General features: G+C 50.2%; 18 protein-coding genes and 1 riboswitch. Of the genes, 11 read left to right on the top strand and 7 right to left on the bottom strand.

Annotation, left to right across the window (positions count from 1 at the left end):
* The first annotated feature begins 285 nt into the window (after positions 1-285).
* The 6 genes from JMI88_RS36035 to JMI88_RS36060 all read left to right on the top strand — a co-directional run bounded on the left by JMI88_RS36035 (position 286) and on the right by JMI88_RS36060 (position 9,236).
* Positions 286-963, top strand: a complete 678-nt coding sequence (locus JMI88_RS36035) for a Chromate resistance protein ChrB (protein ID WP_201366878.1) — start codon at positions 286-288, stop codon at positions 961-963.
* A gap of 577 nt (positions 964-1,540) precedes the next feature.
* A complete protein-coding gene (locus JMI88_RS36040) occupies positions 1,541-2,425 on the top strand; it encodes a hypothetical protein (protein WP_201366879.1) in 885 nt (294 codons plus the stop codon).
* Positions 2,426-2,522: 97 nt separating this feature from the next.
* Positions 2,523-5,618 (top strand): DEAD/DEAH box helicase, encoded by a 3,096-nt coding sequence (locus tag JMI88_RS36045; RefSeq protein WP_201366880.1) that lies wholly within the window; start codon positions 2,523-2,525, stop codon positions 5,616-5,618.
* A gap of 4 nt (positions 5,619-5,622) precedes the next feature.
* Positions 5,623-6,600 (top strand): SWIM zinc finger family protein, encoded by a 978-nt coding sequence (locus tag JMI88_RS36050; protein WP_201366881.1) that lies wholly within the window; start codon positions 5,623-5,625, stop codon positions 6,598-6,600.
* A 444-nt stretch (positions 6,601-7,044) separates the two neighbouring features.
* Positions 7,045-7,635: an RNA polymerase sigma factor gene (locus tag JMI88_RS36055; RefSeq protein WP_201366882.1), complete on the top strand. Its 591-nt coding sequence runs from the start codon at positions 7,045-7,047 to the stop codon at positions 7,633-7,635.
* Positions 7,635-9,236, top strand: coding sequence for a TolB-like translocation protein (locus JMI88_RS36060; protein WP_201366883.1), 1,602 nt, complete (start codon positions 7,635-7,637; stop codon positions 9,234-9,236). Before JMI88_RS36055 ends, JMI88_RS36060 begins: the two co-directional genes overlap by 1 nt.
* 84 nt (positions 9,237-9,320) lie before the next feature.
* Here the strand turns inward: JMI88_RS36060 and JMI88_RS36065 are convergent, their stop codons facing one another.
* The 5 genes from JMI88_RS36065 to JMI88_RS36085 all read right to left on the bottom strand — a co-directional run bounded on the left by JMI88_RS36065 (position 9,321) and on the right by JMI88_RS36085 (position 17,600).
* Complete coding sequence (locus JMI88_RS36065; RefSeq protein WP_201366884.1) at positions 9,321-10,001, bottom strand: O-methyltransferase; 681 nt, start codon at positions 9,999-10,001, stop codon at positions 9,321-9,323.
* A 150-nt stretch (positions 10,002-10,151) separates the two neighbouring features.
* A complete protein-coding gene (locus tag JMI88_RS36070; RefSeq protein ID WP_201366885.1) occupies positions 10,152-11,102 on the bottom strand; it encodes a GNAT family N-acetyltransferase in 951 nt (316 codons plus the stop codon).
* Positions 11,103-11,574: 472 nt separating this feature from the next.
* Entirely contained in the window at positions 11,575-16,023 is a 4,449-nt protein-coding gene (locus JMI88_RS36075) for a DUF6788 family protein (RefSeq protein WP_201366886.1), read from the bottom strand.
* A gap of 202 nt (positions 16,024-16,225) precedes the next feature.
* Complete coding sequence (locus tag JMI88_RS36080) at positions 16,226-16,633, bottom strand: VOC family protein (RefSeq protein ID WP_201366887.1); 408 nt, start codon at positions 16,631-16,633, stop codon at positions 16,226-16,228.
* A 274-nt stretch (positions 16,634-16,907) separates the two neighbouring features.
* A complete protein-coding gene (locus JMI88_RS36085; protein WP_201366888.1) occupies positions 16,908-17,600 on the bottom strand; it encodes a class I SAM-dependent methyltransferase in 693 nt (230 codons plus the stop codon).
* Positions 17,601-18,094: 494 nt separating this feature from the next.
* Here JMI88_RS36085 and JMI88_RS36090 point away from each other — a divergent pair, with 494 nt between their 5' ends.
* The 3 genes from JMI88_RS36090 (at position 18,095) to JMI88_RS36100 (ending at position 21,778) form a co-directional block, all read left to right on the top strand.
* Positions 18,095-18,637, top strand: a complete 543-nt coding sequence (locus tag JMI88_RS36090; protein ID WP_201366889.1) for a phosphate-starvation-inducible PsiE family protein — start codon at positions 18,095-18,097, stop codon at positions 18,635-18,637.
* A gap of 158 nt (positions 18,638-18,795) precedes the next feature.
* The gene (gene recD2 / locus JMI88_RS36095; protein ID WP_201366890.1) at positions 18,796-21,123 is read left to right on the top strand and encodes an SF1B family DNA helicase RecD2; all 2,328 of its coding nucleotides are present in this window, start codon (positions 18,796-18,798) and stop codon (positions 21,121-21,123) included.
* Positions 21,124-21,358: 235 nt separating this feature from the next.
* On the top strand, positions 21,359-21,778 hold the full coding sequence (locus JMI88_RS36100; protein ID WP_201366891.1) for an iron-sulfur cluster assembly scaffold protein: 420 nt from the start codon (positions 21,359-21,361) through the stop codon (positions 21,776-21,778).
* Between the two features lie 4 nt (positions 21,779-21,782).
* Here the strand turns inward: JMI88_RS36100 and JMI88_RS36105 are convergent, their stop codons facing one another.
* Together JMI88_RS36105 and JMI88_RS36110 are read right to left on the bottom strand one after the other, a co-directional pair.
* Positions 21,783-22,409 (bottom strand): uracil-DNA glycosylase family protein, encoded by a 627-nt coding sequence (locus JMI88_RS36105; protein WP_201366892.1) that lies wholly within the window; start codon positions 22,407-22,409, stop codon positions 21,783-21,785.
* The gene (locus JMI88_RS36110; protein ID WP_201366893.1) at positions 22,384-23,019 is read right to left on the bottom strand and encodes a flavin reductase family protein; all 636 of its coding nucleotides are present in this window, start codon (positions 23,017-23,019) and stop codon (positions 22,384-22,386) included. Before JMI88_RS36110 ends, JMI88_RS36105 begins: the two co-directional genes overlap by 26 nt.
* A 377-nt stretch (positions 23,020-23,396) precedes the next feature.
* Between JMI88_RS36110 and JMI88_RS36115 the strand changes: the two genes are divergently transcribed.
* Both JMI88_RS36115 and JMI88_RS36120 read left to right on the top strand, forming a co-directional pair.
* Positions 23,397-25,289 (top strand): serine/threonine protein kinase, encoded by a 1,893-nt coding sequence (locus tag JMI88_RS36115; protein WP_201366894.1) that lies wholly within the window; start codon positions 23,397-23,399, stop codon positions 25,287-25,289.
* Positions 25,290-25,406: 117 nt separating this feature from the next.
* A riboswitch (cobalamin riboswitch) is annotated at positions 25,407-25,636 on the top strand.
* A gap of 122 nt (positions 25,637-25,758) precedes the next feature.
* On the top strand, positions 25,759-26,862 hold the full coding sequence (locus JMI88_RS36120; protein ID WP_201366895.1) for a FecCD family ABC transporter permease: 1,104 nt from the start codon (positions 25,759-25,761) through the stop codon (positions 26,860-26,862).
* Positions 26,863-26,867: the final 5 nt, after the last annotated feature.

Consider the following 26,867-nt stretch of genomic DNA (forward strand, 5'->3'; position numbering starts at 1 on the left):
GCGCCCGGCGCTCTTTTTGCACCATCACATAAAAAATATGTTGAGCTCCGAAGGAGCGAACCTTATGGCTTTTAGACCCTTTCTAAGAATAGTTAAACTCATAAAGCTTCAAGATGCTTTTTAGTATATCATTTTTGTGCGTATGTCTATGAGAATGTGGTAGTTGCAGGTTGAACCTGCATTATGGATGATTTATGCTTGACTTCATAGCTTTTTTTGGATACGATAGCAGCGATTGGTAACTGTAGATACAAAGAGATCATTTTTTCTAGCGGGAGAGCATTGATGCAAGATCATGGAGTCATGCGCTGGTTACAACTCACTTATAAAGTACCCAGTGAGCCGTCGCAGAAGCGGGTTTGGGTCTGGCGTCGGCTACAGAATCTTGGTGCTTATGCGTTACAAAACTCTGTGTATCTATTGCCATACTCAGAAGAGGTTGAAAAGCATTTTCGGCAGTTATCCCACGATATTCATGAGATGGGTGGAGAAGCCAGTATTTTTTCTGTAGTTGCATTGGATGTTGCTGATGAGCAGCGTATCCTCCGTGCGTTGCTGGATTGCCGTAACGCTGACTACAACAAGGCGGTCAAAGTCTGTGCACGTTTCCTCAGTCGTGCAGTTGCGCTGGTTGAGAAGCAAGAATGGAACGACCAGTTGCAGACCGAATTCGCGGATACGCTCGAAAAAGTGCATCTCTCTTTTCGCTCGGCCAGGAGGCACGATGTGCTCGGCTCATATACCGCGATTGCGCGCGCCTCAGCCGCTGAAGCAATTGCCGTTTGCGAGCAAGTCTTCCGTATCTTGCAAGTGCGAGATTTTGCCAAAGCTCGCCGTCTGCTCGAAATGAACTACGAATGGATTTATCATCCCTCTATCCCTGATAACGAAGGCTCACCCTGTGCTGAACAACCTGAGCCATCCAGCGATGAGCCTATCTCATCTCCATCGCCCAGAGTATAGTTAATAGGCTTTAACGCCCACAACCAGTTATTTGGTGATAGCCAATAATAGCAAAAAAGCGAGCTAGCATAGCTATTTGGTTAATATTATTGATCTTCCATAGCTTTTTTGGGCTGTATAATGTACACTCAAACTAACTACAACGAAATCCTTCTTTAAACCGTATATAATGTAGTTATAAAATAGTTTAAGTAGGTCACCCTCCTACTTTTAGGATATCAGGGGGAAGGACAATGCAAAGACCAGATCCAAATCGTAGATCTAGTGGCTCAAAAGCTATAGCAATTGATGAGCGAGTAAAATATGCACGTTATCGTCTCTATATGTTAATTACTCTGCTGGTTTCTAGTGGTTTTGCTCTTGGCCTCCACCTGATCTTTGGACGCTAAAAAAAGAGACAATAACTATTAATATAAGCAGGTGAGGCGCCCGTCAGGGATATATTCCCCTGACGGGCTTTTTCTTTTTTCTTGCTACAGGCAACAGGGGTACTTGCATGTATTTCTTAAAATGAGTACAATTTAGCTATACTTGTGCGAATATTTGGCCGTGCTTTGTATGGTAGATTGGTGTTATTTTGAGCTCATTGCAACCTGGAACGAAGTCATCGCTTTCGGCGCGACCGGTACGTGACGCGGTTCCACGGCGCCTCATCGTGACGGCGAGCGTGGTAGCATTTGCCATCCGTGATTGGTCATTGTGGGCTTTACTGCGGGTAGGTCCGTGGGGACCACCGATGCGGTTAGTGTTGGGCAGAGAGTCCGTGGCCGAGGCCGTAGAGAGAACGTTGGACGCATTGTTGTACTGGGCCGATTCAGCGACGTTGGTGCAGTTACGTTCAGGGTGGCAAGAGCAGCAAGTGCAGGTCTGGGGAAGTTCAGAGCAGGGATCATCTGTCTCTTTGATTCATAGTATCCTCCTGCGCGCGCAGCGCGATGAGCTACGTCCCAATTTGCATCTCCAGCCGGTCCCGAGTTTGCATGTACAATGGGTGCCAGTCGCGGATATAGAGTCGGGTCAGCAGACAATGGACCCGGAAATCCTGCCCAGCTTTTTGTCTGCCTTACAGTCGTTGCGTGCCCACATTCAGCATGATCCTGAGCTAATTCTGCGTTATCTGGCTGACATGCATATGATGAGTCCGGTTGAGTCTGGCCAGGAATGGTGGCAGCAAGATGGGCGGTCAGCATCTGCTAAGAGCCGTGAAACGATGCCATTACATGCCATGAAAGAACCTGCCACTGGAGATGGCACATTGACGCTGGCGGAAGCGTCTCTACTCTACCGGGCATTTTTCTCAGCCAATGAATCAATCGACCTGCCAGGACTGCGCAGGCGTTTCCTGGCCACTAAAAAACTGGTAGCCACAGATGAAGAGCGCCTGGTGCGCGGACGCGAGAAATCATCGTCGCGTTCAAATCGGATGAGTAAGGTTTATCGTTATGATCCGGATGGACAATAATTACAATCCATTGATGTAGTTTTATAACTTGAGCGTACAGCATAGTTATAGCGTAGGAGGGCTCAGGTAAACCTTCTTTTGCAAGGACAAGAAAAATATGTTTGTGTGGCATGCGATCTGGGAAAATTCTAGTGGCCAACTTCACATCTGGGCCGAGTCCTCAGAGTTGATCAAAAAACAATCAGCGCGAGCCAAAAAGCGAGCCAGGGAATTTTACCCCTGGCTTCATCCTTTTATGCTTCCCACTGCTGAACTTGCAATGACCCTACGACCGTTGCTTCCTCGCACCTTGATCAATCAAGGACAGGGCAGCTCACTCATATTACGTTTGCCCTCAAGTGCAGAGGTTCCGCTTCCCTCACCCGAAGTTTTTGCCGAGGTAGCGTCCACTGAAGAGCCCACGCTAAAATCCTGGCGCATAGAGACGCTAGCATTTCAGCCCAGGCATGCCCTGGATCTGTTATTGGCGTGGCCGCTTGCCTTGCCCGTAGGTCATTTAGCAGGCAGTGATCTGCGTTTCTGGCACAGAATGGTCCTGTTCGCGCACGTATTACTGGTGCGTCAGAGCTTTGTTCCAGTGTTCCAATATACTCCCCCCAGTGATCATGGTGATGCATACTGGCAACTGGAACTATCCGAGGGCGAGCGAGAGCAAGTGAAGCTATTTGCTGAGCATATGCCCCCGGTGTGTTGGTCCTTTTTTGCGCCAGAAGAGCAGATAACGATGACCCTGTTGCAAGATTGTATCCTGGACTTTTTGCAGCGTGGGATCGACGCTTTTATCAGAGGTAGCCTGAGCAAGCAGGCGATATTTACCCGTTCGGCCGCCCCTACCTTACCCGAGCGTTGGTTAACTGCTCTTACCTCGTCCCACCATATTATTATGGAAAATGCGGATATTTTACAGGTATTTGCAAAGAAATTGCAGCGCTGGCTGATGCCCGATGAAGCAACAACCTCCCAACGCTCCTTTCGTACCTGCTTTAAAGTGGAGCCACCGGCTGAAGGCAGGGACGAATCATGGACAATTCAGTTTTTTTTACAGGCGCGCAATGACCCTAGCCTGCTGGTGCCTGCTGAGCAGATCTGGCAAGAGCGCTCGACAACATTGCGCTGGCTAACGCATACTATTGAGCAGCCACAGGAACTTTTATTGCAGGATTTAGGTCGGGCGGCGCGCCTCTTTCCCATGTTGGAGCAGGGACTCAAAGTCGCGCATCCACTACAGGTGTATGTAACGGCCGAACAAGCATATCAATTTCTGCGCCAGGCCGTTCCTTTGCTGGAAGCCAGCGGTTTTGGCGTACTGGTTCCTTCCTGGTGGCAGAAGCCAGCTCGCCTGGGAGCCCGCCTGCGTATCAAGCCCAAAGAGAATACCAACGTCAGCACTGGCCTGTTAGGTATGAACAGTCTGGTTGAGTACGATTGGACGCTTGCTATTGGAGATGTCGACCTGACGCTGGCCGAGTTTCAGCAATTGGCGGCTTTGAAGTTGCCTCTGGTAAATGTACGCGGCCAATGGGTCGAACTGCGTCCCGAAGAAATTGAAAAGGCGCTGGCCTTCTTTAAGCGCCAGGCCCGGCAAGTGGACATCACACTGGGAGAAGCGCTAAAGGTTGGATTGACAGAGGACGTTGGTGAGTCAGGTCTGCCACTGGTAGAATTGAGCGCCCAGGGATGGATACAGGAGCTTATCGAGCGCCTGGAACAGCGCGCTACCATCCCCCAGATTTCTCCTCCTGTTACATTTTTGGGGAAATTGCGGCAATATCAAGAGAGAGGAGTTTCCTGGCTAACCTTTTTACGGCAGTGTGGTTTTGGTGCCTGCCTGGCAGACGACATGGGGATGGGTAAAACCATCCAGCTGATCGCTTATATATTGCATCAACGCGAGATAGCAGCGGATGCGTCCAGGCCCAGTTTGATCATCTGCCCCATGTCAGTAGTGGGAAACTGGTATCATGAACTGCAGCGTTTTGCGCCCTCGTTGTCTGTGATGATTCATCATGGAAGCGAACGCCTGAGCGGTGAAGATTTTATCGAGCAGGTTGATGCATATGCGATAGTCATTACCACCTATACGCTGGTTTTGCGCGACAGAGAGCACCTGGCCGCTGTACAATGGGAAGCTGTCGTACTGGATGAAGCCCAGAATATTAAAAATGAAAGTGCCAAACAGACACAGGCCATCAAGACATTGCAAGCGGCGCATAAAATTGCTCTGACTGGTACGCCGGTCGAGAATCGTCTGCAGGAGCTGTGGTCGATCATGGATTTCCTCAATACAGGCTATCTGGGATCGGGAACCGAGTTCCGCAAGCGTTTTGCCTTGCCGATTGAGCTTTATCACGATACCGATCGAACAAACGTATTGCAACGCCTGATTCAACCTTTTGTGTTGCGGCGCCTGAAGACCGATAAAGCCATCATTCAAGACTTGCCCGAGAAGATGGAGATGAAAGTCTTCTGCAATCTGACACGCGAACAGGCCTCGCTCTACGAAGCGATAGTGCAGGACATGATGGAAAAGATCGCCCTGGCATCGGGTATTGAGCGTCGCGGCTTGATTTTGGCTGCCCTCACCAGGCTTAAACAGGTCTGCAATCATCCGGCCCAGTTTATGGCTGACCATAGTCCATTATCTAAACGTTCAGGCAAGCTAGAGCGTCTACGCGAAATGCTGGAGGAAGTACTGGCCGAGGGTGACAAGGCACTGATTTTCACACAATACGCCGAAATGGGTGGCTTATTGCGCCAATATTTACAGGACACATTGGGGGTAGAAACGCTGTTCCTGCATGGAGGGACACCCAAGAAGCACCGCGACCTGTTTATCCAGCGTTTTCAGGAAGAGCAGCGCAACGTGCCACTTTTTGTCCTCTCTATCAAAGCGGGAGGCGTCGGACTCAATCTGACCGCTGCCAACCACGTGTTTCATTACGATCGCTGGTGGAATCCAGCAGTCGAGAATCAAGCCACTGACCGTGCTTTCCGCATCGGGCAAAAAAAGCATGTGCAGGTACATAAATTTGTATGCAGTGGTACATTAGAGGAGCGCATCGACCAGCTCATAGAGCAGAAGCGTGAGCTGGCTGAGCGCATCGTTGGCAGCGGAGAGACCTGGTTAACAGAACTATCTACCGACCAGCTCAAAGAGCTTTTTGCATTAGATCATTTCGCGATCATGGAGTAGATATATGGGCAATCACTACGATTGGATAGACGATGATGGGTGGGATTATTATTCCTATCAGAAACCCCGGAAAGTGGTTGGCGGATTAAAAACCAGAAAAGAGCATGGTCGTATTGGGGAAAGCTGGTGGTCCAAGCGCTGGCTACAGGTGCTGGAGGCACTGGGCATGGGATCGCGATTGATGCGTGGCCGTAGTTATGCGCGCCAGGGCCAGGTCCTCTCAATCGATATTCAAGCAGGCCAGGTCAACGCACGGGTGCAAGGCTCTTTACGCACGCCCTATACTATTGAGATTCAACTATCACCCCTTGACGACGAGCAATGGGAGCAGGTCATAGCCCTGCTAGCTTCGCAGGCCCTCTTTGCCGCCAGCTTACTGGCTGGAGAAATGCCGCAGGATATCGAGCAAGCCTTTGCAGAGGCGGGCCATCCCCTCTTCCCGACCACGGCTGCCGACCTGCGCACCAGTTGTAGCTGTCCCGACTGGGCTAATCCTTGCAAGCACATTGCCGCTGTCTATTACATTTTGGCCGAACAATTTGACGCCGATCCTTTCTTGATTTTTGCCCTGCGAGGACGTAGCAAGGAGCAGATCATCACAAGTCTGCGCCACAAACGTGCTGCAGCGCTGGCTGGTACACAATCAGAGGAGGAGACCAGCGTAGAAGCAGTGCAACCAACTGCGGCCAGTCTTAAGCTGGAAGACCGTATTGCCACCTTCTGGCAGGCCGGATCTGCTATCGACACTCATATTGGCCTTCCGCAATTGCCACCAGTAAACAAAACCTTGCTTAAACGCCTGGGTGATGCACCTTTCAACATCAAAAGGCAAAACCTGGCTGAGCTACTAGGGCAGACCTATGACCAGATCCAACGAACCACCCTGGAAATCATCGAGCGCCAGCTAACCATTCTCTCACCACCTGAATTGGCTGAGGGAGGTGAGGTGAAATCTGAAGCATCATCTTCACCAGATGATTAAGACAGTGTTTGCTTCCCATGATTATGGGAAGCAAAGCGCTCCCTTGCGGGCGTCCGCATGCGCGGCCGCACATTTTTTCTTCAGTGGTGCAAATCATGCACAGTGCGCATGATTTGCACCACTGAATGGAGTATGTTTTGAGCTCACGGAGAGAAACAGCTCATGCATAAAGACGCTGATCACAACGGGAATCAAACACTGTCTAAGCAGGATCTTGTCACTATAGGGGAGGAAGGAGAAAGGATAGCCGGCTACCGCCGTTGAAGCTTCTTCATCCTCTCAAAATGTGAAGAAGTTCATAGTTTTGTCGTGAAATACACTGCATACTAAAGAGAATTGATACGTTTAAAAAAAAGTCTTTCTAATCGAGACAAAAACTGTGAGTTTTGTATTATTCTTTGTAGAGATCTGAATTCAGCAACTCTAACTGGACATCGGGACTAAATGAATGTAGTGGAAAACGAGGCTCAGCTGGTCAACGACGCCTGTCATGGGTCGCTTGATGCCTTTGAGTCTCTGGTAAAACTGTATGAGCCGCGCATCAGGCGCATGATATACGGTATGACTCAGGATGTACAATTAACGCAGGATCTTTGCCAAGATACCTTTCTGGCTGCATATCGTGCTTTGCCACGTATGGAAGACAAAGATCTGCGTTTTGCGCCCTGGCTATACCGTATTGCATTGAACCTTGTGCGCAGCGAATGGAGACGCCACAAACATATCAAGATGGTCCCTTTTTCATCACCACTCGTCAATGACGATAGTTCTTTTGATGATCAGCAGGGCGAGGATTTCCTCGTGAGTAATGAGCATTTTGAAGAGCAGGTGATGCAGCGAGAACTGGTGCGGCGTACCCTGGCGCAATTGCCAGAGTCCTCCGCTATGTGCTTGCTACTAGATGCAGAGGGATTTTCATACAATGAAATTGCTGAAGCTTTACAAGACTCACTATCTGCTGTGCGCAGCCGACTGTCGCGAGCGCGTCAGGCATTTCAACGCATATACAGCCGTCTCGATCAGGAAGGAAGATAATGAAGGATAGGTATCCCAACCCACAGAGTTTCAATCTCCCGCTATGCCCGATGAGCGCTAGATGTGTACGCTATTTCGATGAGATAGAGGCACTTCGTGCGCAGGCTGCTCCGAATCTCTTTGGCGTTGTGGGTAATGTACGCGATAAAGAACAAATTGATCTATTGCAAGAACATATAAATACTTGCAAGACGTGTCAGGCGACGATGGCGACGGTCCGTAAACAACGGGGGCAGCAACGCCAGGCTCTGCAGATGTTTTTGGTCGAGGGCGAAGCGATCGTGCCTTCAACAACTGTCTCTATCCTGGCGACGCTGCGCAGCGAGCCACATCCAACATTTTCTAACGCCACAGACGTAGTCCGGGAGGTCGAGGCACCTGCAGTCAAACCCTCAATATACAAGAAAAAAATCCCACCGTCGTCGAGAGGGCCACGCAAAAACGTCGGCTTCGCATTTGCCCTGGTAGCAGCGGCTGTGCTCATTGTGGCTTCAATGCAACTTTTTGCTCATTTTGTCCACCAGTCTGGTACCCAATCTTCCCAGGTGTCCAGTACCAAATATGCGCGAAAAAAAGTAGTCAAGAGCACCTCTCCATTATTAGCCAGCGTACACAAAACCAATACCTGGTCGTCTGTGGTTATGACTCATCCCTCGGATGATGGCAAGAATCTCATTGTAGAGAACTATGATCCGGTACATAAGAAAGCCATCCCGCTTTTTATCGCTGCCAATACGGCTGCCGTAGATGGGGTCTCGCACTCCGGTGATAACCTGATCTACCACATATATGATCGCAATTCGCAACAGACCACCTACGTTTTTCTTTCCGGAGAGCAATATTACTTTAACGGACATGGCTTAAATGCTGTCTGGTCGACCGACGACAGCAATGTTTTTCTTGCCACTGATGACGGCTCGCTCTGGAAAGTGGACATGAAAGATCACAATAAAGATCCCAAAAAGTTGCCGCAAACCATTCAGGCTGACAACCTGGCTTTTTACCGTAATCATTTTCTGTACTATATTCGTGCACAGAGTCTCTATCGTATCAACGTAGATGATGACCAGAGCCAGGAACAACTTGTTGTTTCTCAGGCCGACTCGAAGGTTTTCTGGATGGATCCTATTTCGGACAACATTTATTATGTCAAGAAAAATGTGGTCGCGCAACAGGACATTTATATGCACCAGGGCGACACACCGCCCTCGGATGATTATGTGGTGCAGTCCAACGGCACTCCAATTGGATACACCAGGGACGCAGCAAACGTCTGGTCGATTATCTATGTAAGCTGGAATCAAGGGACAGGTGGTTTTGATCTCAAGAAAACTTCTTCGAGTGAAATCCTGTTGAGCAATATTGTTGGTGGGCAGGCAAAAGCACTCTGTACCAGCGCTCCATCAGATGGAGCTATCTGTGATAATAGCCTGGCGCTCTCCCCAACGGGCCATCAGTTGCTTGTCGGTGGTACCAATAGCGCACAGGTATATCAACTCTGGTCCATTGATCTCGACACCAAGACACGAACTCCGCTGACTCCTCCTGGCAGGCAGGGGCCCCTCCAGTTGATTGGCTGGGATAAACTACTGGCAAATTAAGCCGGTACTCAGGCCTTTTTATGGAGAGCTGCAGCGCACACATGCGCTGCAGCTCTCTATGGACCTTTGCTTCTTGTTCTTTCTTTATTTAACGACAGAGATATTGAAGCCATCGGTATAGTCGTTGTCGTTGGCCAGCACGATAGTGATCAGGAGCGGATTGTCGCGGGTTAGCTGGTTATATTTCACCAGGCCAGCTGTATCTTCATCCATCCCAGGCGAAGCCTCGAAGACTTTGCCTTCGCGGACACAATTGTCGGCGATAATGATGCTGCCAGATCGGCTAAGCTTGATGGCCCATTCGAGATAATGAGGGTAGTTGGCTTTATCGGCATCGATGAAAATAAGATCGAAGGGAGCCTCAGCTTGAAGTGCGGGCAGTTGCTCCAGGGCATTGCCCACGCGCACCTCTGTACGTTCAGCCACACCCGCGCGAGCAAATGAAGCACGTATTACCTCGGCATGTTTGGGATCGATCTCCAGGCTGATCAAACGACCATCGGCGGGCAATGCCCGAGCCAGCCAGATGCCGCTGTAGCCAGCCAGCGAACCAATCTCTAGTATCTTACGTGAGTGATTGGCAGCAGCAAAAATCTGAAGTAATTTTCCCTGGAGCGGATTAATCTGAATTTCTGGCAGGCCTGCCTGTTTAGCAGCCTGCAAAGCCTGGCGAAGCCCATCATCTTCGGGGGCAAAGAGCTGTGTAATCTGCGCTTCAATGGCGTGACGTTGCTGTGCTTCTTGTTCTAATGTGCTATCGGACATAAGTGATTCGCCTTTCTTCTGGCTCTATAATGCAGCAAGATCAAGCTGCATCAGCGACGCTTGATCGACACTGATGCAGCGGAGACTTATTCCCATAATACAACAAAATCCCGCCCCCTGCTTTATAGCGACCGCCAGGGTACAGAAAAATCAGAAATTTTTTACCAGGCTATTGACCTGGGATTGTTTGTGCATGCCGACACTTGCATAGAGCTGATGGGCGCCAGTAGCATTATTGGCATCGACATCTAACTGGATGCGTTTCATGCCCCGCCGATAATAGGCAGCGAAGGCGGTGCGCAGCAATTGACCCGCGATGCCACGTTTGCGCCAGGCTCGCCGCACACCTACCTGCCAGATGAAGCCATCACCATTGTGCGGATAGACGCGGCAGCTAAGGGTGCCCACGACCTGGCCTTCAGCAATGGCTACATAGAGCATCGAAGGCTCGAAACTAGACGTTTTCTCAAACACCTTCTCATACCACTCGGCATACGGTCGATAAGGTTTGCCATCGATATCTGGGAAAGCCTCGGCGATCACGTCATAGACTGCACGCTCCTCTTTCCCCGCGATAAATGGACGGATAGTGATACCAGGCAGAGGCTGCGGCTGTGGTGGCTCTGTATGTAAGATCACCTCCATGCGATAGTCACTATTCTCGATGGTAAAACCATGCTGGACAAAGCGCGCGGTACTGGCTGCGGTAAAGCTCCAGGTATAGAGACGGCGTGGCAGCTTCTCGTCGGCGGCCAGCAGTACTCGTGTGCATTCATCGGCAAACTGAAGGAGATAGCTGACCAGCGGTAGTTCAGCGTAGTCCGGATGCACCTGTGTATGGACATCCAGTAGCACGCCTCGACCTGTATTTGCTACTCCCGTGTAACCGATCAACTCGCCACTGGCAGTGAAAATCGCACAGGAATTGTGGGCCAGATCCATGCTTTCTCTATCCCAGAGCTCATAGACATCCTCTACGGCAGTATCACTCTGCCCTGTTTCGGCCAGCTCTACCATTGAATAGAGGTTGACGATTGCCTGTGCATCCTCACGCCTGGCAGCGCGAATAGTCAGGTCTGCTGGAAGCTCAATAGTGGTCATAAAAGTACTCCATTCTTTTCTCTGAATATTGTCTGGCAAATCCCGTTTAAGAAAAGGTCCGGGAAAGCTTTCACATACGCAAATGAGCGCAACTCTATGCATTCATAGCGGAGCTTGCCAGCAGGGGTGCAGGCCGGGTTGAAGTGTCGTAACAGGCACAAGCAGGCGCTAAATGAACACATAGGAGTATGCACCCATGGCCTGATTGGCTGATTTTGCTATGCGAGGAATGTCTGGTCAGTACCAGCTATGCACTGTGCGCCTGACCTGAAAAAGGGCATAGTAAGGCTATGGGCGATCAGGCGCTGCCCTGGTGCAAAGATACACAGGCGGCAGCCGCAGCGTGCAAACAGATGTTTGTCTTTCGCCTTAGCCATCGTTTGGTTGGTGCTCTTTCTGCTTGAAGGAAATATAGCTGCAAAAATGGAAATCACAATCGGTATCCGCTAATAAGCTTATCATAGCCAAAAGTTCACGTCAAGCTGCGGACCAGCGCTGGTTGGGAGAAAAATTGCTCTGTCATAGCTAGGTCGATAGCGGCATGGCACTCACGGAATAGCTGGTAACTTTCTTTGATATAATTCAGCCCTCGTTGATGTATAGATGTGCCTGGCGTATCCTCATCCAGATCACCTGTATCTAGAACGGCAGAAGGATCCTGATCGAGTAGCAGTGCGCCATAGCAGGAAAGGGTACGCGCATAGTCGAGGCGCAAACCATGCTCCTGACAGATGTGTAGTGCCTGCTGGAAATAGGCCACAGCCTGGTCTGGTTGCCCCTGGGCCTGCATGATACGACCCAGTAGCCGATAAGCCCTCTCAATAATGCGCATCGTCTCATAATCCTGGGCATCCTTGAGTGTTTGCAGAGCGATTTCGTGGGCACTCTCTAGATTTCCCAACAAGAAATACACCATAGCCAGCGAGTGTTTGGCATCGATAATATTTTCAGCCTCCATTCCTTCGAGGGCGATAGAGCGCTGTAGTGTTTTGCGGGCACGGGCGAGCAATTGAGCTCGATAGCGGCCGCGTACATTATCATCAGGATAATGTTGAGTCGCAATCGCCTGCGTAATTCTGAGATCGGCCAACCCAAGCAATGCATAGCGAATACAACGTGTGCTCTTGATCGCACGGCTGATTGAGATTGCGCGGCGAATACTGTTGGTGGCCTCCTGGAGATTGCCCATATCTGCCTGTATAGAGGTCAGCGCGATATAACTCCAGCTAAGGCGCTCACGATCGTTGATGCGTGCGGCCAGTTCCAGGCTTCGTTTGAACCATGCCTCCGCCTCACGTAAAGAGCCTGACCGCTGGGCCACGTCACCTAGATTATGGGTTATAAAGGTCATGTTGGGTAAATCACCACTGCGTTCAGCCAGTTCCAACGCGCGCTGCATATAGCGACGAGCCTCATCGTGCGCACCCTTAACGATATTGACCGCGCCTAGATTGCCGCACACACGAACCATTTCCGAGACCAGTTCGCTCTGTTCGTAGATTGTCAGCGCGACATCCAGGTGTTCCAACGCACTATTTACCTCTCCAAGGCTAACAGCCACGATACCGAGTCTTTCATGGGCATAGCCTATCTCCAGTGGGTCTCCTGTGAGCGCTCGTTCGATACGGGTAAGGGAAAGATCATGGACGCGTCTGTTATGTGGTCCTGATTCGCGTGTGGTATCCATTCTTTGATAAGGCAGATGCGGAGCGCGGACAACCTCTTCGAGCATGGTCAAAGCTTCTTGCAAATAGCGCCGAGCCTGGGCATAGTCACCTTCCAGACGGAAGAGAGCGCCATATTGCAAATGGAGGCAGGCCCAGGCTGCACCACTGGTGATGCCTGCCTGCACCATAGCAGACTTGCCGCGTTCATAGCAGCGATAAGCTGGTTCGTATTCGCTGGTGTAGGTCCAGGTATTGCCGATTTCACGCCAGAGCATGGCCTGGATCTGAGCTTCTTTTTGCCTGAGCGCCTCGACCTCTTCAATAGAGAGTGCCAGTTCCATTGAAAGATAACGTTGAAAACGTGCACTGGTGCGTAGATGCAAAATATATTCATAGACCTGGCGTCCGTCAGCGAACGCACCCAGAATAATACTACACTCAGCAATGCGCTCTAAAATACGACAGAGGTGTAATGGATCATTAAATGGTAATTGCTCGCAATCCTTTACGATGATGCGCTGGATATATTGGTGGGCGTTGATTTGATTAGCGGCAGTGATTTCATTACCGCTTAGAGCCTGAAAGACCAGAATATAATATTGTTGTGCTTCAGTATAGGCCGCCAGCCCATAGGCTTGATTTCCTGAGATCTCGGCATAATAGGCCAGGGTTTCACGATCGCCGCCTCCTTTGCTCAGGTGATAGACGATCGTTGTCGCTACTTTCTCTGGTTGACTGCTAGAAGTTGCTTTAAGCATTTCAGCGGCCCTGCGATGTAGTTGAGCCCGTCGTGCCGCCGAGAGACGGCTATACAGATGGCTAATAATCAATGGATGCCAGAAATGATAGGCAATATTTGCTCCCGCTCCCTCTTCGATCAACAATCCAGCGTTCAATGCCTCATCCAGCAGATCCAGGACCGTATCCTCATCGGCATCGCCAGCCATGGGGACTAACTGGCGCAGCTCAAAAGATCCCCCAATGACAGCGGCCTTGCCGAGCAACTGCTGACAGCCCTGACTGAGTCTACCCAGGCGCCGTTCCAGCACAGCCGCGATAGCCTCTGGTAGTGAGATAGCTGATGGTTGGCGCTCAGGTTCTGACTGTGTGGCTGGCTCATTAACCTTTTTGAGTGTGTTGTAATTGCCATAAGGTTGATTGGCTGACAATGTGGCATTAAGCGTTGGGAGCGCGTTTAGTCGGGTAGTCTCGTTCTGCTCATTAGCTGAAATATCGGCATAGCGTGCCAGCTCTTCCGCAAAAAATGGATTGCCTGCGGCCTGTGATTGAATGTTTTCCACCAGGTCCCGTGGCAGGTGAGCAACCAGTGTCCCAATCTGAGTTGAGGTGAGCGGCAAGACCGGCACTACCACCACGGCTTGCTCGCGCTGTAAATCTGCAATCAATGTGCGCAGTTTATGCTGTGGAGCAAGCTCGCCTTCGCGGCAGGTACCGATCAATAAGACCGATTGTTCTTGAAGATGATGGATCAGATAGGTCAGGAGATCGATGCTGCTGTCATCTGCCCAATGGAGATCGTCAAGCACCAATAGCAATGGATGCTGCTTGCTAAAGGATTCGATCAAGCCAAGCACCGCTTCCCAGAGATGCAACCGTTCCTGCTCCAACGAGACCGGGATTGCTGCTTTTCCTGTGTTCGATTGCAGAATTTGCAGATCGGGCAGCAGCGTACTCAGGCGTTCCAGCTTCAATGGAGAAGCAGCCAGCTCGCGCAGCATAGTGTCGGTCGTGGCATCTTGCTTCCGATTGGCAAGATCGGCGAAGACCGATGTGCTTTTGCAAAGCGTGCGCAATAGATCGGTCCAGGGATGATAGGGAATAGTGCTCTCTTGCTCATAAGATCGGCTCCAGGCGACAGTCCAGCCATGTTGATAGGCTTCGAGGCTTAGTTCCTCGGCCAATCTGGTTTTACCAATCCCCGGTTCCCCGCGTAGCAAAACAAAATGAGTATGACGGGGACGAGACGCTGAAGAAGGGGGAAACTGCGACTGCTGAGCGCTGGTTGAGGAGTGCTGATTACTTCTGTGTGTGGCAGTGGCTGATCCAGACGATCTCTTTTCCAGGGAACGCATGACCTGGCGCAACGTCTGAATTTCTCGTTCGCGCCCGATCAGACGACTCTGGTAATGCCTGCCTAACTGGAAGAGCGGACGTGTAAAAGTGAGATCGTGTGACTGTAAATCTTCCAATGGCTCTGTTATTGGCGTATTATCTGGTTTTTGTGTATATAAGGTTGGCACATGTCCATTGCGTAGTTTCTCATAGAGCTCAGCAGTTTCGGGCAATGGCTCACTTTCATAGTCGCGTTGTAGCATCTCTTGATGGCGTCGATACACCTGTAGTGCTTCACCACGGCGATCGCGTTGCGTTAAGAGCATCATCAGATGCTGAAGCGCAGTCTCATTTGTTGGATCAGCTGTGCGCAGTCGATCCAACGTCTCAATGGCACTGGCATACTCTTCATGTTCTGCCTGGCTCTGAGCAAGATTAAGCAGTAATCCTACCCATGCCCGCTGGAGCGCATCGCGTCGCTGGCTTGCCCATTCCGAGTACAACTCTTCTAATAAATAACTGCCTCGATAAAGAGTAGCAGCTTCCTCTTGTAATTGTCTGGTGCGTACAGGATCGGTAGAAGTATCAGCTTCTTTAATAAGGTTCTCAAAGGCTTCCGCATCAACCCAGATTTGCTGGTGACCGGCCAGTTCAAGTACATCGCGCTCCAGTTTGAGCAGCCGAGAAGCAGCGGGTCGTGTCAGGTCTGGCTCTAACATCTGTCGTAGCTCATGGACCGCACCATTGAGGCGATTGGCAGCAATTTCAATCTCTAAATCAGGCCAGAGCTGGTCCATAACCTGCTCCCGGCTCAAGCGTCGATTAGGGCTACTCAAAAGACAGCCAAGCAGTGAACGGGCACGTCGACGATGCCAGAGGCGACCATCGATCGGCTGCCAGGCACCTTGTTCCACTTTCCGTTCAATTCTGAACTGGCCCAGAACGTACACACGCAAAAGAGGGCCTGCTGGAGAAGATGCTGTAGAGGTAGTAGTGGCGGTAAGCTGTTCTTGTTTGACCGCCTCGGGGAGATTCGTCCCAATATACTTACTAACGGTACGGCCATTCACGCTCCAATAAGCATACCAGTATGGTCCATGCCCTGAGCCCTCTTTGCATTTACGGCAACGTTCTTTTCCGCAGCGTGTAAATTGCTGGCGATAGGTGACTTTTCCATTCATCTTTTTTGCCCTATCTGCCTATTGAGACAAATTGTAGCTTTGAAGAGTGTAATAATAGCATTCTATAGCTGAATAATGTCACATGTATAGTATTAAAGACTATTATAACCTAGTTAATGGTAACCTCACAATAGCCTAGCCTATCTGTTACAAATTAATATGCAGATAGGCTAGTCTTTTTCTTTAATTTATGCTGTGTTTTTTAAGCCGTGGGGACCTCATTTTTGTTGAGGGGACTATAAATTTCAAGTATATGACCATCTGGATCGCTAAAATGGGCTGTGCGGGCCTGCCATGCCGGACGATCTTGAGGTCTGGAGATAGCCTTTGCGCCATGTTTAAGCAACTCGGCGTAGGTTGCATCTACATCTTCCACATGGAAATTTAGTACTGTTTGTAATTCTCCTAATGTCTGTGTCGTTGATACTGCTCCAATCGAGTTTATAAATTCTTCCCGCTTGAAAAGCTCTAACCCCGTTCCGTCGATCTCAAAATAGGCATAGCCCATTGTCTCGTCACTATATGTTAGAGACAGACCAACGATATCGCGCCAGAATTTGATCGATGCCGCAAAATTATTGACCAGTAAACGAACACATATAAGCTTCATAGTATGCTCCTTTTCTTTGATGTATAACGCCATGCTGAGAGGCGTCCTATCCAGCAGAGATCAGTTTCAGATCGCCTCGAAAGTGCTTCTTATCTGATTCTGTTACATCATAGCAGGAGTAAAGGTAACAATCGGTCCTAAATGTACTCAAAAAGTACAGACTATATCTGGGGTTTGCGGCCTTTTAGCAAGATAAAATCCATGGATAGGCTCTTAAGCCTGCCATCTGGCTCTTTGATAACCTCAAAATATTCCTGAATAGTTGAAGCACTGTTCAGAATATGCTGCTCAAGCTTCTGCATTTCTTCTTCGGCCATCTGAGCGCGGGCCGTCCAATCCTGATACTGATAGGTACGGCGGAAGATCTCCTGGTGCTCAACCAGCAGACCGCCCCCCCGAAAAAAGCATTCCATTCAAGGCGATTGTAGGAACGACCATGTGAATCGTCACGCCATTTTTCGATCGTATTAGCAAAAATATCCAGCTCTGGATCGTTGGGTGCGCAGCTATCGATGAGCAGAAAGAGACCGCCCGGGGTGAGCACACGCGCAATCTCACTGATGGCCTGTGTGACATTGGGGAAATGATGTGGGGCGATGCGGCAGGTAGCACGCTCAAAACTGGTATCCTCAAAAGGTAAATGCTCAGCGTCGGCAAGCTGAAAATGGGCATTTGTCACGCCCTGGGCCAGCAGAAAGGCCTGGGCCTGATGCAGCATTGTGGGTGTCAGATCGGTTACCATAATCTCCGCTACATAGGGGGCCACGGTCAGGGCTGTATGTCCACCACCAGTAGCAATATCAATGGCACGCAGAGATGGCTGCCATTCGCCCAGGGCGATTAAACGTTGTAAATCACTACCGGTACGATGCGAGGCGCTGGTAACATAACTGGCCGCCGTTCGACTAAAATAAGCCTGAACCTGAGCTTTTTTCTGCTCATTGCTTTCAGATGAATTGGTTGCCATTCGAAACAGCTTTCTTTGTGAACTTGATTGAGATTTAAAACGCAACTATTAGAAGCCATTATAGTATATTCTTCTGCTGTTTGTTCTTTCGAGAAGGTAGCCGCATATTGCCAGTAGTGCGCTTATAGATCTTTTTCACGCCAGGCAATGATCAACGTTGGCAATACGATAATCAGGAAGATAGTACCAGGCAGGAAAAGGGCAATATTTTGTCTGTGATTGGTAGTGTGTTATGTACTTTGAAAGATAGTAGTTGTGTTCGGGGCCGTCAATACATTGAGGAATAGTATGCCAACTTCAAAATTTGCTTGAGTATTGGATTGTGTAGTTCCCTGTGGATTATAATAGCTCTGAAGCGATTGTTTGAAAGAATTGTCCAGTACCTGGTAATCTGGTTGTATTGCAGAAACAGTGATATCCTGATAAGCTCTCTCTAGAGTATCCTTAGAAGAGCGGAAGGGTAAACAGTACTCATCACAAAGGATCAGGTCGATATGGACGGAAAAGATACGAGAAATGCGTCTCAAGAACCATCCGAAATTGTGCCTAAAGAGGATGATCTGTTTGCAGGCTATCCTGGTAAGGTGTTAGGTCGTATCGATACCATTATATACGCCATTGTTGGTGGAAGTTTCATCTTTGCTGCCCTTCTGGCTCTCATCTATAGCTACTTTGACCTGGATGTCACACTCACAGACGCGATCCATTCGGCAAGCCTGCCAGGGGCGGCTCGATCCGTGATCAGTTTTGTCTCAGGACTGCTACTCGTGCTTATCATTATGGAGGTCCTGGGCACGGTGATTCATTATCTTAAATCCCACACGACATCGCTACAGCCATTTCTCTTTATCGGCATTATATCCGCCACGCGAAGTATTCTCTCCGTCGGTGCCAGGCTTTCCGTTGAAGGTGTAGTACAGCAGGGAGCCATCTTCACAAACGCCATGATCGAGTTAGGTGTAAGTGCTGGTGTCGTGCTTGCTCTCGGAATCACCTTGATGCTCATTGGCAAAAGTGGCCGGGGTCAATACACATGAGGAATAAACCTATCGTGTTTGATCAGATATATTGACACTTCACCCAGATATCGTCGCAGTTTTGGTGCGCATATAACCAGATTTGCCAAAACCAGGAAGAATGCTATTTTGTGCAGGAAGGATGGACGTGTCCAGAGGGAGCGATAGATAGATAAATTATGCCAAAGCTTGAAGGTTCTGTTGAGAATATTGTTTTTCGCAATGAAGAGAATCAGTATACGGTGGCGCGCTTTCGCTTGAATGATCGCGGACGCCTGTTTCGAGATGATCTGGCGACAATTGTAGGACTCTTGCCCGGTATCCATCCCGGAGAGCTGTTATCGGTAGAGGGTGAATGGGAGAGCGATCCTCGCTACGGTCGGCAACTGCGCGTAGCCAGTTTTGTGCAGCGCCTGCCGGCGTCTACCGAAGGTATGGTGCGCTATTTAAGTTCAGGCCTGATCAAAGGCATTGGACCGAAGAAGGCTCAGGCTATCGTCGATCATTTTGGAGAGCAAACGCTAGCCATTATTGAGCAACAGCCAGAGATGTTAATGCAAGTCAAAGGCATCAGTGCCAGAGATTGTGAGCGTATCGAAAAGGCCTGGCTGGAGCAAGAAGATATTAAAGAGCTGCATCTCTTCTTACAGTCGCATGACGTCTCCATGAATGTGGCTACACGCATCTACAAAGAGTATGGTCGTGAGTCGATCAGGATTGTACGTGAGAATCCCTATCAATTGGCCGAAGAGGTACAGGGCATTGGCTTTCGGACCGCTGATGATATCGCCGTCAAGCTTGGATTACCGCCAGATGGGATCCCGCGCCTGGCGACAGGATTGAAGTATGTATTGACGCAGGCGGCCAATGATGACGGCCATTGTTTCTTGCTGGAAAAGGATCTGATTCACCGTGCTTCACAGATCCTGCAGGTACCCACAGAAACATTGCAGGCAGCTATGGACCAACTGCGCTCGGAGAAGGATATATTTGTTGAGCCTGCAACTCTGTTCCCTGATACCAATGCTACTGTTATGGAGAGGACGAACAACCTTTCTATAGCTGAAGACCCTGGAGATTATGAAGCATCAGGATTACAAGAAGAGTTCACTGCTGAACCGCAGTCGCGCATCTACTATGGCCCTTTCTGGTATGCGGAGAACGGTTCGACGCGCTTATTGCGTATTCTGCGTGGCGCACCTAGCTGTTTGCCACCAACCTCGGCGCGTCAATGGGAAATCGTCTTTGAGCGTCTCAAACAGCAGCGTCATATGGAGCTGACCGAACGGCAACGTGAAGCGGTTCAGGTCGGTTACCAGCAGAAAGTCTCCATCTTAACAGGCGGTCCGGGCACTGGAAAATCCACCTCGTTGCGCGCTCTGCTGATGTTGCTACGCACACGCAAAGTAGATGTGGCCCTGGCAGCTCCAACTGGACGCGCAGCCAAGCGCCTCACCGAGGCCACCGGTGTCCAGGCCAAAACATTACATCGCCTGCTTGAATATGCTCCTCACGACAACAGTTATCAGCGCAACGAAGACAATCCCCTGCCTTATCAATTTGTCATTGTTGATGAGTTCTCGATGGTCGATATCCTGCTTTTCTATCATCTGCTCAAGGCCCTGCCGCGCACCTCCCATCTGCTGCTTGTAGGTGATGCTGACCAGTTGCCTTCTGTCGGACCTGGGAACGTCTTACGCGATCTTCTGCGCTCACAGGCTATCCCGGCGGTACGTTTGACCGAGCTGTTTCGCCAGGCTCAGCAGAGCAAAATTGTAGTAACCGCCCACCAGATTAATAGTGGCATCGTGCCCAGCCCACGCATCGAAGCGAAAAGCGACTTCTTTTTTATGCGCGAAGAAGATCCTTTTCGTGCACAACAGCTGGTGCTGGACCTGGTGCATCGCCGTCTGCCAGCCAGATACCATTTTAATCCTATCTCAGACATTCAGGTACTGGCACCCATGTATAAAGGCGCAGTGGGAGTCAAACTACTCAACGAACGCTTGCAGGCCCAGCTCAATCCTGCTGAACAAGCGCAGGTGGAATGGGGCGACCGTCTGTTACGCGTTGGCGACAAAGTCATGCAAACCAAAAACAACTACGACAAAGGAGTGTTTAATGGAGACGTTGGCTTTATTCGGCGCATCGATCGCGAGAATCTGCTAGTCAAAGTAGAATTTGCGGAAGAGGCCGGTCCATTATTGGTCGAGTATGAATTCCATGAACTAGACGAACTGGTACTGGCCTACGCGGTCACGGTGCATAAAAGCCAGGGCAGTGAATATCCCGCTGTCGTGCTACCGTTAGTGCGCGAGCACCATATGCTTTTACAGCGCAACCTGCTATATACAGCCATTACGCGCGCCAAACGTTTCTGCGTTATCGTTGGTCAGCCATCAGCCCTCGAATATGCCGTTCGTAATGAGCGCGTCGCCTTGCGTAACACCGGCCTCGCCGAACGTCTGCTCGAAAAGGCACATGTTAGCCTCCAGACTCCTTTCTAAAGATGGCATCGACTATGGGTTATGATAGTCAATGTCCTGGCTCGTCATGCCCCACACAAAGAAAAAAGCATGTAATAGCGAGCAGGAATAAGAATAGCATAGATTGTGTTTTCATTTAGAAGAAGGAACGTCGAGCACTTATCTAGAAGTATTTTTACATGCTATAATTGGTGGATGGAGTAGGGCGCAGATCATTGGGCCCATTGATACTATATCCCTCCAAAGAGGAGAAGCTATGAATCGTCAAGAAGCTATTGACTTTCTACTAGATCATTATGAGAATCCTCGCAATCAAGGCGAAATTGAACACCCGGATGTAAATCTGAATGGTGGCAATCCGGGTTGTGCCGATGTGATTACCATGCAGGCCAGCTTTGGTGAAGATGGCAAGCTCAAAGAGATTGCCTGGGATGGTACAGGTTGCACGATTAGCCGTGCCGCTGCTTCATATGTAACTGAGATGGTGCAGGGCATGAGTGCTGAGGAAATCGAAAATATTACTTTTGAGGACCTGATGGATCAGCTAGGCCGCGAGGTCGTAATGACCCGTCCCACATGCGCGACCCTGGCCCTGGGCACCTTGAAAAAAGGTGTGCACGAGTTCGATATGCACCAGCGTGCCGGTAAAGCTGATTACAGCCATCACGAGCACTAAAATCTTATAATTGATAAAGATCGCGCCAGCGTGCCAGAATCGTCAGAGCTCGCTGGTGCAATTTTTTGTGCTCAGCATCATTGAGCCAGCGACTCACGCCGGAGGGATGGGGGAGTGGTAAATAGAACGTCTCATTATCCTCAATATAAGAGCCAATACATTCCTCCAGCTTGACTCTGCCGCAGAAGGCCTCGATCGCCATTGTGCCAACCAGTAGCACCACTTTGGGGCGCAGCAGGCGTAGCTCGGCATTGAGATAGGGACGACAGAGGGCCATCTCTGCTGGTGAAGGTTTACGATCACCGTGACCACTTTTATTGCGTCCGGGGTCACAGCGCGTGAGGGAGCTAAGATAGGTATGCTCGTGCAGATAGCCAGGCGGAAAACCCGCAACCTCCAACCATGACTGTAGTATGCGTCCACCTGGACCACTGAATGGTCGATCTTGCGCCACTGAACGATGGCCAGGTGCCTGCCCAATCACCAGTATGCGATCGGTGCTGCGCCCACTCACAATTGGATGGGCTACGGGAATATATGCCTGATCCTGACAGAGCCTGCACTGTCGGATCTGTTGTTGGAGCTCGGCCAGCGCTTCTGCTTCCTTAGTTTCGTGCTGCTTCTCCAACATTCTCCGAGTGCTGCTCTTCTATTAAACTGGGTTTATGGAACAGTCGAGCCAGGTGTCGATACTGACCACCATAATACAATAAAGGCTCATCCTCTTTAGACGCGCCATGGCCATTGGTGGCTAGCTTGTTGCTCGGCTCATTCTGGATGCGTCCATGCTCATCAACAAAAGCTACCTGATGTGGAGTTCCCATTGCCACAACCTGACCGATGAAAATCACATGATCGCCACCTGGATACTCAGCCACAATGCGCGCGTCGATAAAAGCCAATACATCTTTAATAATTGGCGCCCCGGTTGCAACTGTATAATAAGGGGCATAACAGAAATGTTCAAAGCGTTCCGGGCTATTGGTCGCAAAACCGCGTGACCAATGCTCTTGATGCTTTGTCAACATATTGACTGCAAAGATCTTGCTTTCACGGAGCAAAGGCAGGGTACTACTATTATTATCAATACAAATGAGAACCAGTGGTGGATTTAAAGAAACTGAACAAAATGAATTGACAGTAAGGCCTGCCAGAACCTCATTACTGCTCGTCGTGACAACCGTCACACCGGTAGCAAAGCGTCCCATCACCTGCCTGAAAAGTTCTTTTTCAATAGCCATGATTATTCCTTCAAATGGAAGATATAAAAACGTAGGAACGCCATTGGCTCCGCGTTGAACGCAGTGGTTGGTTCCATCCCCTGCATCTCAACACCATAATAAATAGAGAATGTGTATTGTGCCGGGGCGACTACTCTTTTGTTAAGAGTATCACGCGCAAGCAACCACTTGTCAACTGACCTTCCGTACAGGATTATGAGCGCGAAGTGGTACTGTTGGCTAGTTATATGTATTTTAACATTGCTTTATGAGGAACTATTCCCATGTATGTCTGATTTTTAAGGGAGACATAAATGTAGAATGGTAATTGGAACGTAAATCGTTATACAATATGTAAGGATCACATATGATGTAAGGCAGAGGAGTGCGCAGGCATTATGCAGGGAAATTCAAAAGATCTGGTTGGGACAACGCTTGGGACTTGTACGCTGGAAAAGTTAATCGGTAAGGGGGGCATGGGCGCCGTATACCTGGCTCACCAGCAACGGCCTGCCCGCCAGGTAGCGGTTAAGGTTCTACATTCATATCTGGGGGGCAATGATGGTGAGCTTTCACAGGAATTTCTGGCACGCTTTCGGCGAGAAGCGGATGTGGTAGCCCGGCTAGAGCATATGAACATTATGCCGCTCTATGAATATGGTGAGCAGGATGGTCTGGCATACCTGGTGATGCCGTATCTAACAGGTGGTAGTTTGAGTGAGCGCCTGAAGCAGCAAGGGTCCTTGCCTCTCTCCGACGCTGTCTCTTATATGGATCAGGCGGCGTCGGCATTGGATTATGCCCATGCACAGGGCGTAATCCATCGTGATCTGAAGCCAGCTAATTTTCTTTTGCATGCTGATGGACGCCTGGTGCTGACCGATTTTGGTATTGCGCGTTTGATTAATGATGCCGCGCCTGGCACAACCCTGACCAGAACCGGAGTGACGCTAGGGACGCCTGATTACATGGCGCCCGAGATGGCATTGGGAGAAGCAATTGATTATCGGGCCGATATTTATGAACTGGGTGTGGTACTCTACACGCTCCTGAGCGGCCATGTGCCATTCACGGGCTCCAGCTCACTGGCTGTGATTACCCGCCATCTACGCGAAACCTTGCCTCTCTTGCATCAAACGCGGCCAGAGATTCCACCTGGTGTGGATGCTGTCATTCAAAAAGCGACCGCCAAAGATCGCACGCAGCGTTATTCCTCGGTGCGTGATATGGCTCGAGCTTTACATGCCGCGATTGAGCAGCCAAATAGTTATCAGGCTCAGCGAGAAGAAGCGATACCGACCGTTGTGCGACCCGCGATTGCGCCAACGATACTTTCAAATACGCCACACTCTGGCATTGGCACTTATGATGCCACACCGACTACCCAGGCTCAGGCTATGACTTACGAGCCACCTACCATGAGATCCAGCGAGACTCCTGCATTTCTGCCGCCGCCCCCACCCTATACGCCACAAAAACAAAGCGCCTGGTGGCGGATTCCCCTCATCGTAATTTGTGCCGTCGCACTGGTGTTAACAGGTGTCATTACCGGCACCCAGCTGTTTAAAAATAGCGCCGTGACCAGTGTTACGGCAACTCCTAACACGCAACCTACACAAACCAGCGGGTCCAATAAGACTCCAACGGTGGCTCCGACCGCCACGTCAAATGCGAAGCCTACGACTGCCCCTACCCAGCCTCCCTCACCTGCAACGGGAAACGTTCCAACTGGACAGTTGCTCTACTCTGCGACCAATCCTGGACCAGCCTGTGATACAGGTAGTGGAACCTGGGTGATTTACAATAGTGCGAATGTGAATTGTCAGAGCAATGGCACGCAGGTTACCAATACAGCTACCGCCAGAACCCTACAAGGCATCTTTCTGACCGCCTTGCCAGGTAAAAATTATCCTAATGACTATGTGCTCGAAGCAAATGTACAACAATCCCAGAACTCCAACAGTAGCTTCGGCCTCTATTTCCGCAATCAGCCGGGCAATCAACAGGGAACCTATACGTTTTTGATTGAGCCTGATGGTAGCTGGCAAGCGGCCGTATATGATAACACAACCGGCGTACCTAAAGTCATTTCTCAGGGAACCTTCGGTGATATTCACGCTACTATCAAGCTAGCGGTTGTCGTCAAAGGGTCCCAGTTCAACTTCTACGCTAACGGCAAAGCCCTGGGCAGTGTCAGTGACGCCACATACGCTGGTGGCACGGCGGGTCTGGCCGTCGACCAGGGAGGCACCATCACCGTCAGTAATTTTGCTCTTTATGCTACCGCTTAAACGCGATGTCAGGAGAATTTACTATCCTCGTGAGCGTTTCATTCCTGCCGATCATCGCGCAAGGGATTTTCTTGACTTTGCCAGTGATGGTCGATATACTCTTCTACAGATAAATATTTGATAGTGTCTTTACCGGGTGGCCTGAGTTTCACTCAGGCAGAATAGGGAAGTCGGTGCAATTCCGACGCAGTCGCGCTACTGTCATCGGCGAGCAGTTCATGTGTTCCTCAACCATCGTGGTCACTGTCCCTGATAAAGCAGAAACGATTCGCAAAGGGGATGGGAAGGCCGTTTGGACTGCGTCAATAGCCGTAAGCCAGGAGACCTGCCCGGTGAGAGGCTCACGTTCCTTCGCGTCAAAGGAGTGAACCAGAATCACGATGTGCGAGCCGCGCAAAGCTTTCCTCCTCGTCTGTCTGGCTGCTGCCTCTCCTTCTGGCTGCTACAAAAACTAGAGTGAGCGTTTGAGATGAAAATGATAACGCGTCCAACCTTAACAACACCGGAGCCTGATCGGCCGCAGCAACGCCGTGTTGTTCCTCCCTTCGTACTCAGCAGCCTGGGAATACTGCTGGTTGTGGTGATGCTGGCCTCGGTGAGCTTTGGCTCCATTTCTGTGCCTGTATTGACGATTGTGCAGATTTTGCTGAACAGTACGAGGTTATTTCATTTTCCTGTGCTCTGGGACCCGGCATTAGAGATCATTATAATGCAGGTACGTCTACCGGTGGTCGTCGGCGCGGCCCTGGTCGGAGCAGCGCTGGCCGTGGCGGGAACGTTGTTTCAAGGCATGTTGCGCAACCCCCTGGCCGATCCATATCTGATGGGCACATCCTCAGGTGCGGCCATGGGTGCAACTATCGCTTTTGTATTACCTTTTGATACTGTGTATGGTAGTTTCTTTCCACTGACACCGCTACTGGCCTTTTGTGGGGCCGTGGTGACAGTCATTTTTGTCTATGCACTGGCACGTTCAGATGGGCGTACACCAGTGATTATGTTGCTGCTGGCTGGCGTTGTCGTCAATGCAGTTCTGACAGCTTTTCAGACCCTGATTTTGAATCTCTGGCCCTCCAACGACTTTGGGCGCATCCTGGGTCTTTATAACTGGCTCTCAGGCGGTATCGCTATTGTTGGCTGGGGACCGCTGGCTGTCGTCGCTGTGATTGTGCTGCTGGGGTTGCTGGTTGCTTTCGCGCTGGCCCGTGTGCTGGATGTATTCGCGCTGGGAGAAGACGCGGCAGCGCATCTGGGGCTGCATGTTGAATGGATGCGCTTCTTGATTGTGGTGGTGGCCTCGCTGTTGACTGCGGCCGCTGTCTCGATCAGTGGCTTGATTGGTTTTGTTGGCCTGGTGACGCCGCATTTTATGCGCCTGCTCCTGGGGCCGCGCCATCGCGTCCTGATGCCGGCGGCGGCTCTGGGAGGCGCCATCTTTTTAACGCTGGCCGACTTGTTGGCTCGCGTGGTTCTGCCTCCAACGGTAATTCCCGTCGGCGTTTTTACAGCCCTGGTGGGTGCTCCTTTCTTCTTATTTCTACTGCGGAGCAGTAAGCGAGAGTATAAATGGTAGACAAG

This window comes from Dictyobacter formicarum (assembly GCF_016587435.1).

What these genes read in the sequence shown, in the direction of transcription:
- JMI88_RS36035 (WP_201366878.1), top strand. Translation starts at nt 286, where the DNA reads ATGCAAGATCATGGAGTCATGCGCTGGTTACAACTCACTTATAAAGTA.
- JMI88_RS36045 (WP_201366880.1), top strand. Translation starts at nt 2,523, where the DNA reads ATGTTTGTGTGGCATGCGATCTGGGAAAATTCTAGTGGCCAACTTCAC.
- JMI88_RS36050 (WP_201366881.1), top strand. Translation starts at nt 5,623, where the DNA reads ATGGGCAATCACTACGATTGGATAGACGATGATGGGTGGGATTATTAT.
- JMI88_RS36055 (WP_201366882.1), top strand. Translation starts at nt 7,045, where the DNA reads ATGAATGTAGTGGAAAACGAGGCTCAGCTGGTCAACGACGCCTGTCAT.
- JMI88_RS36060 (WP_201366883.1), top strand. Translation starts at nt 7,635, where the DNA reads ATGAAGGATAGGTATCCCAACCCACAGAGTTTCAATCTCCCGCTATGC.
- JMI88_RS36065 (WP_201366884.1), bottom strand. Translation starts at nt 10,001, where the DNA reads ATGTCCGATAGCACATTAGAACAAGAAGCACAGCAACGTCACGCCATT.
- JMI88_RS36070 (WP_201366885.1), bottom strand. Translation starts at nt 11,102, where the DNA reads ATGACCACTATTGAGCTTCCAGCAGACCTGACTATTCGCGCTGCCAGG.
- JMI88_RS36075 (WP_201366886.1), bottom strand. Translation starts at nt 16,023, where the DNA reads ATGAATGGAAAAGTCACCTATCGCCAGCAATTTACACGCTGCGGAAAA.
- JMI88_RS36080 (WP_201366887.1), bottom strand. Translation starts at nt 16,633, where the DNA reads ATGAAGCTTATATGTGTTCGTTTACTGGTCAATAATTTTGCGGCATCG.
- JMI88_RS36085 (WP_201366888.1), bottom strand. Translation starts at nt 17,600, where the DNA reads ATGGCAACCAATTCATCTGAAAGCAATGAGCAGAAAAAAGCTCAGGTT.
- JMI88_RS36090 (WP_201366889.1), top strand. Translation starts at nt 18,095, where the DNA reads ATGGACGGAAAAGATACGAGAAATGCGTCTCAAGAACCATCCGAAATT.
- recD2 (WP_201366890.1), top strand. Translation starts at nt 18,796, where the DNA reads ATGCCAAAGCTTGAAGGTTCTGTTGAGAATATTGTTTTTCGCAATGAA.
- JMI88_RS36100 (WP_201366891.1), top strand. Translation starts at nt 21,359, where the DNA reads ATGAATCGTCAAGAAGCTATTGACTTTCTACTAGATCATTATGAGAAT.
- JMI88_RS36105 (WP_201366892.1), bottom strand. Translation starts at nt 22,409, where the DNA reads ATGTTGGAGAAGCAGCACGAAACTAAGGAAGCAGAAGCGCTGGCCGAG.
- JMI88_RS36110 (WP_201366893.1), bottom strand. Translation starts at nt 23,019, where the DNA reads ATGGCTATTGAAAAAGAACTTTTCAGGCAGGTGATGGGACGCTTTGCT.
- JMI88_RS36115 (WP_201366894.1), top strand. Translation starts at nt 23,397, where the DNA reads ATGCAGGGAAATTCAAAAGATCTGGTTGGGACAACGCTTGGGACTTGT.
- JMI88_RS36120 (WP_201366895.1), top strand. Translation starts at nt 25,759, where the DNA reads ATGAAAATGATAACGCGTCCAACCTTAACAACACCGGAGCCTGATCGG.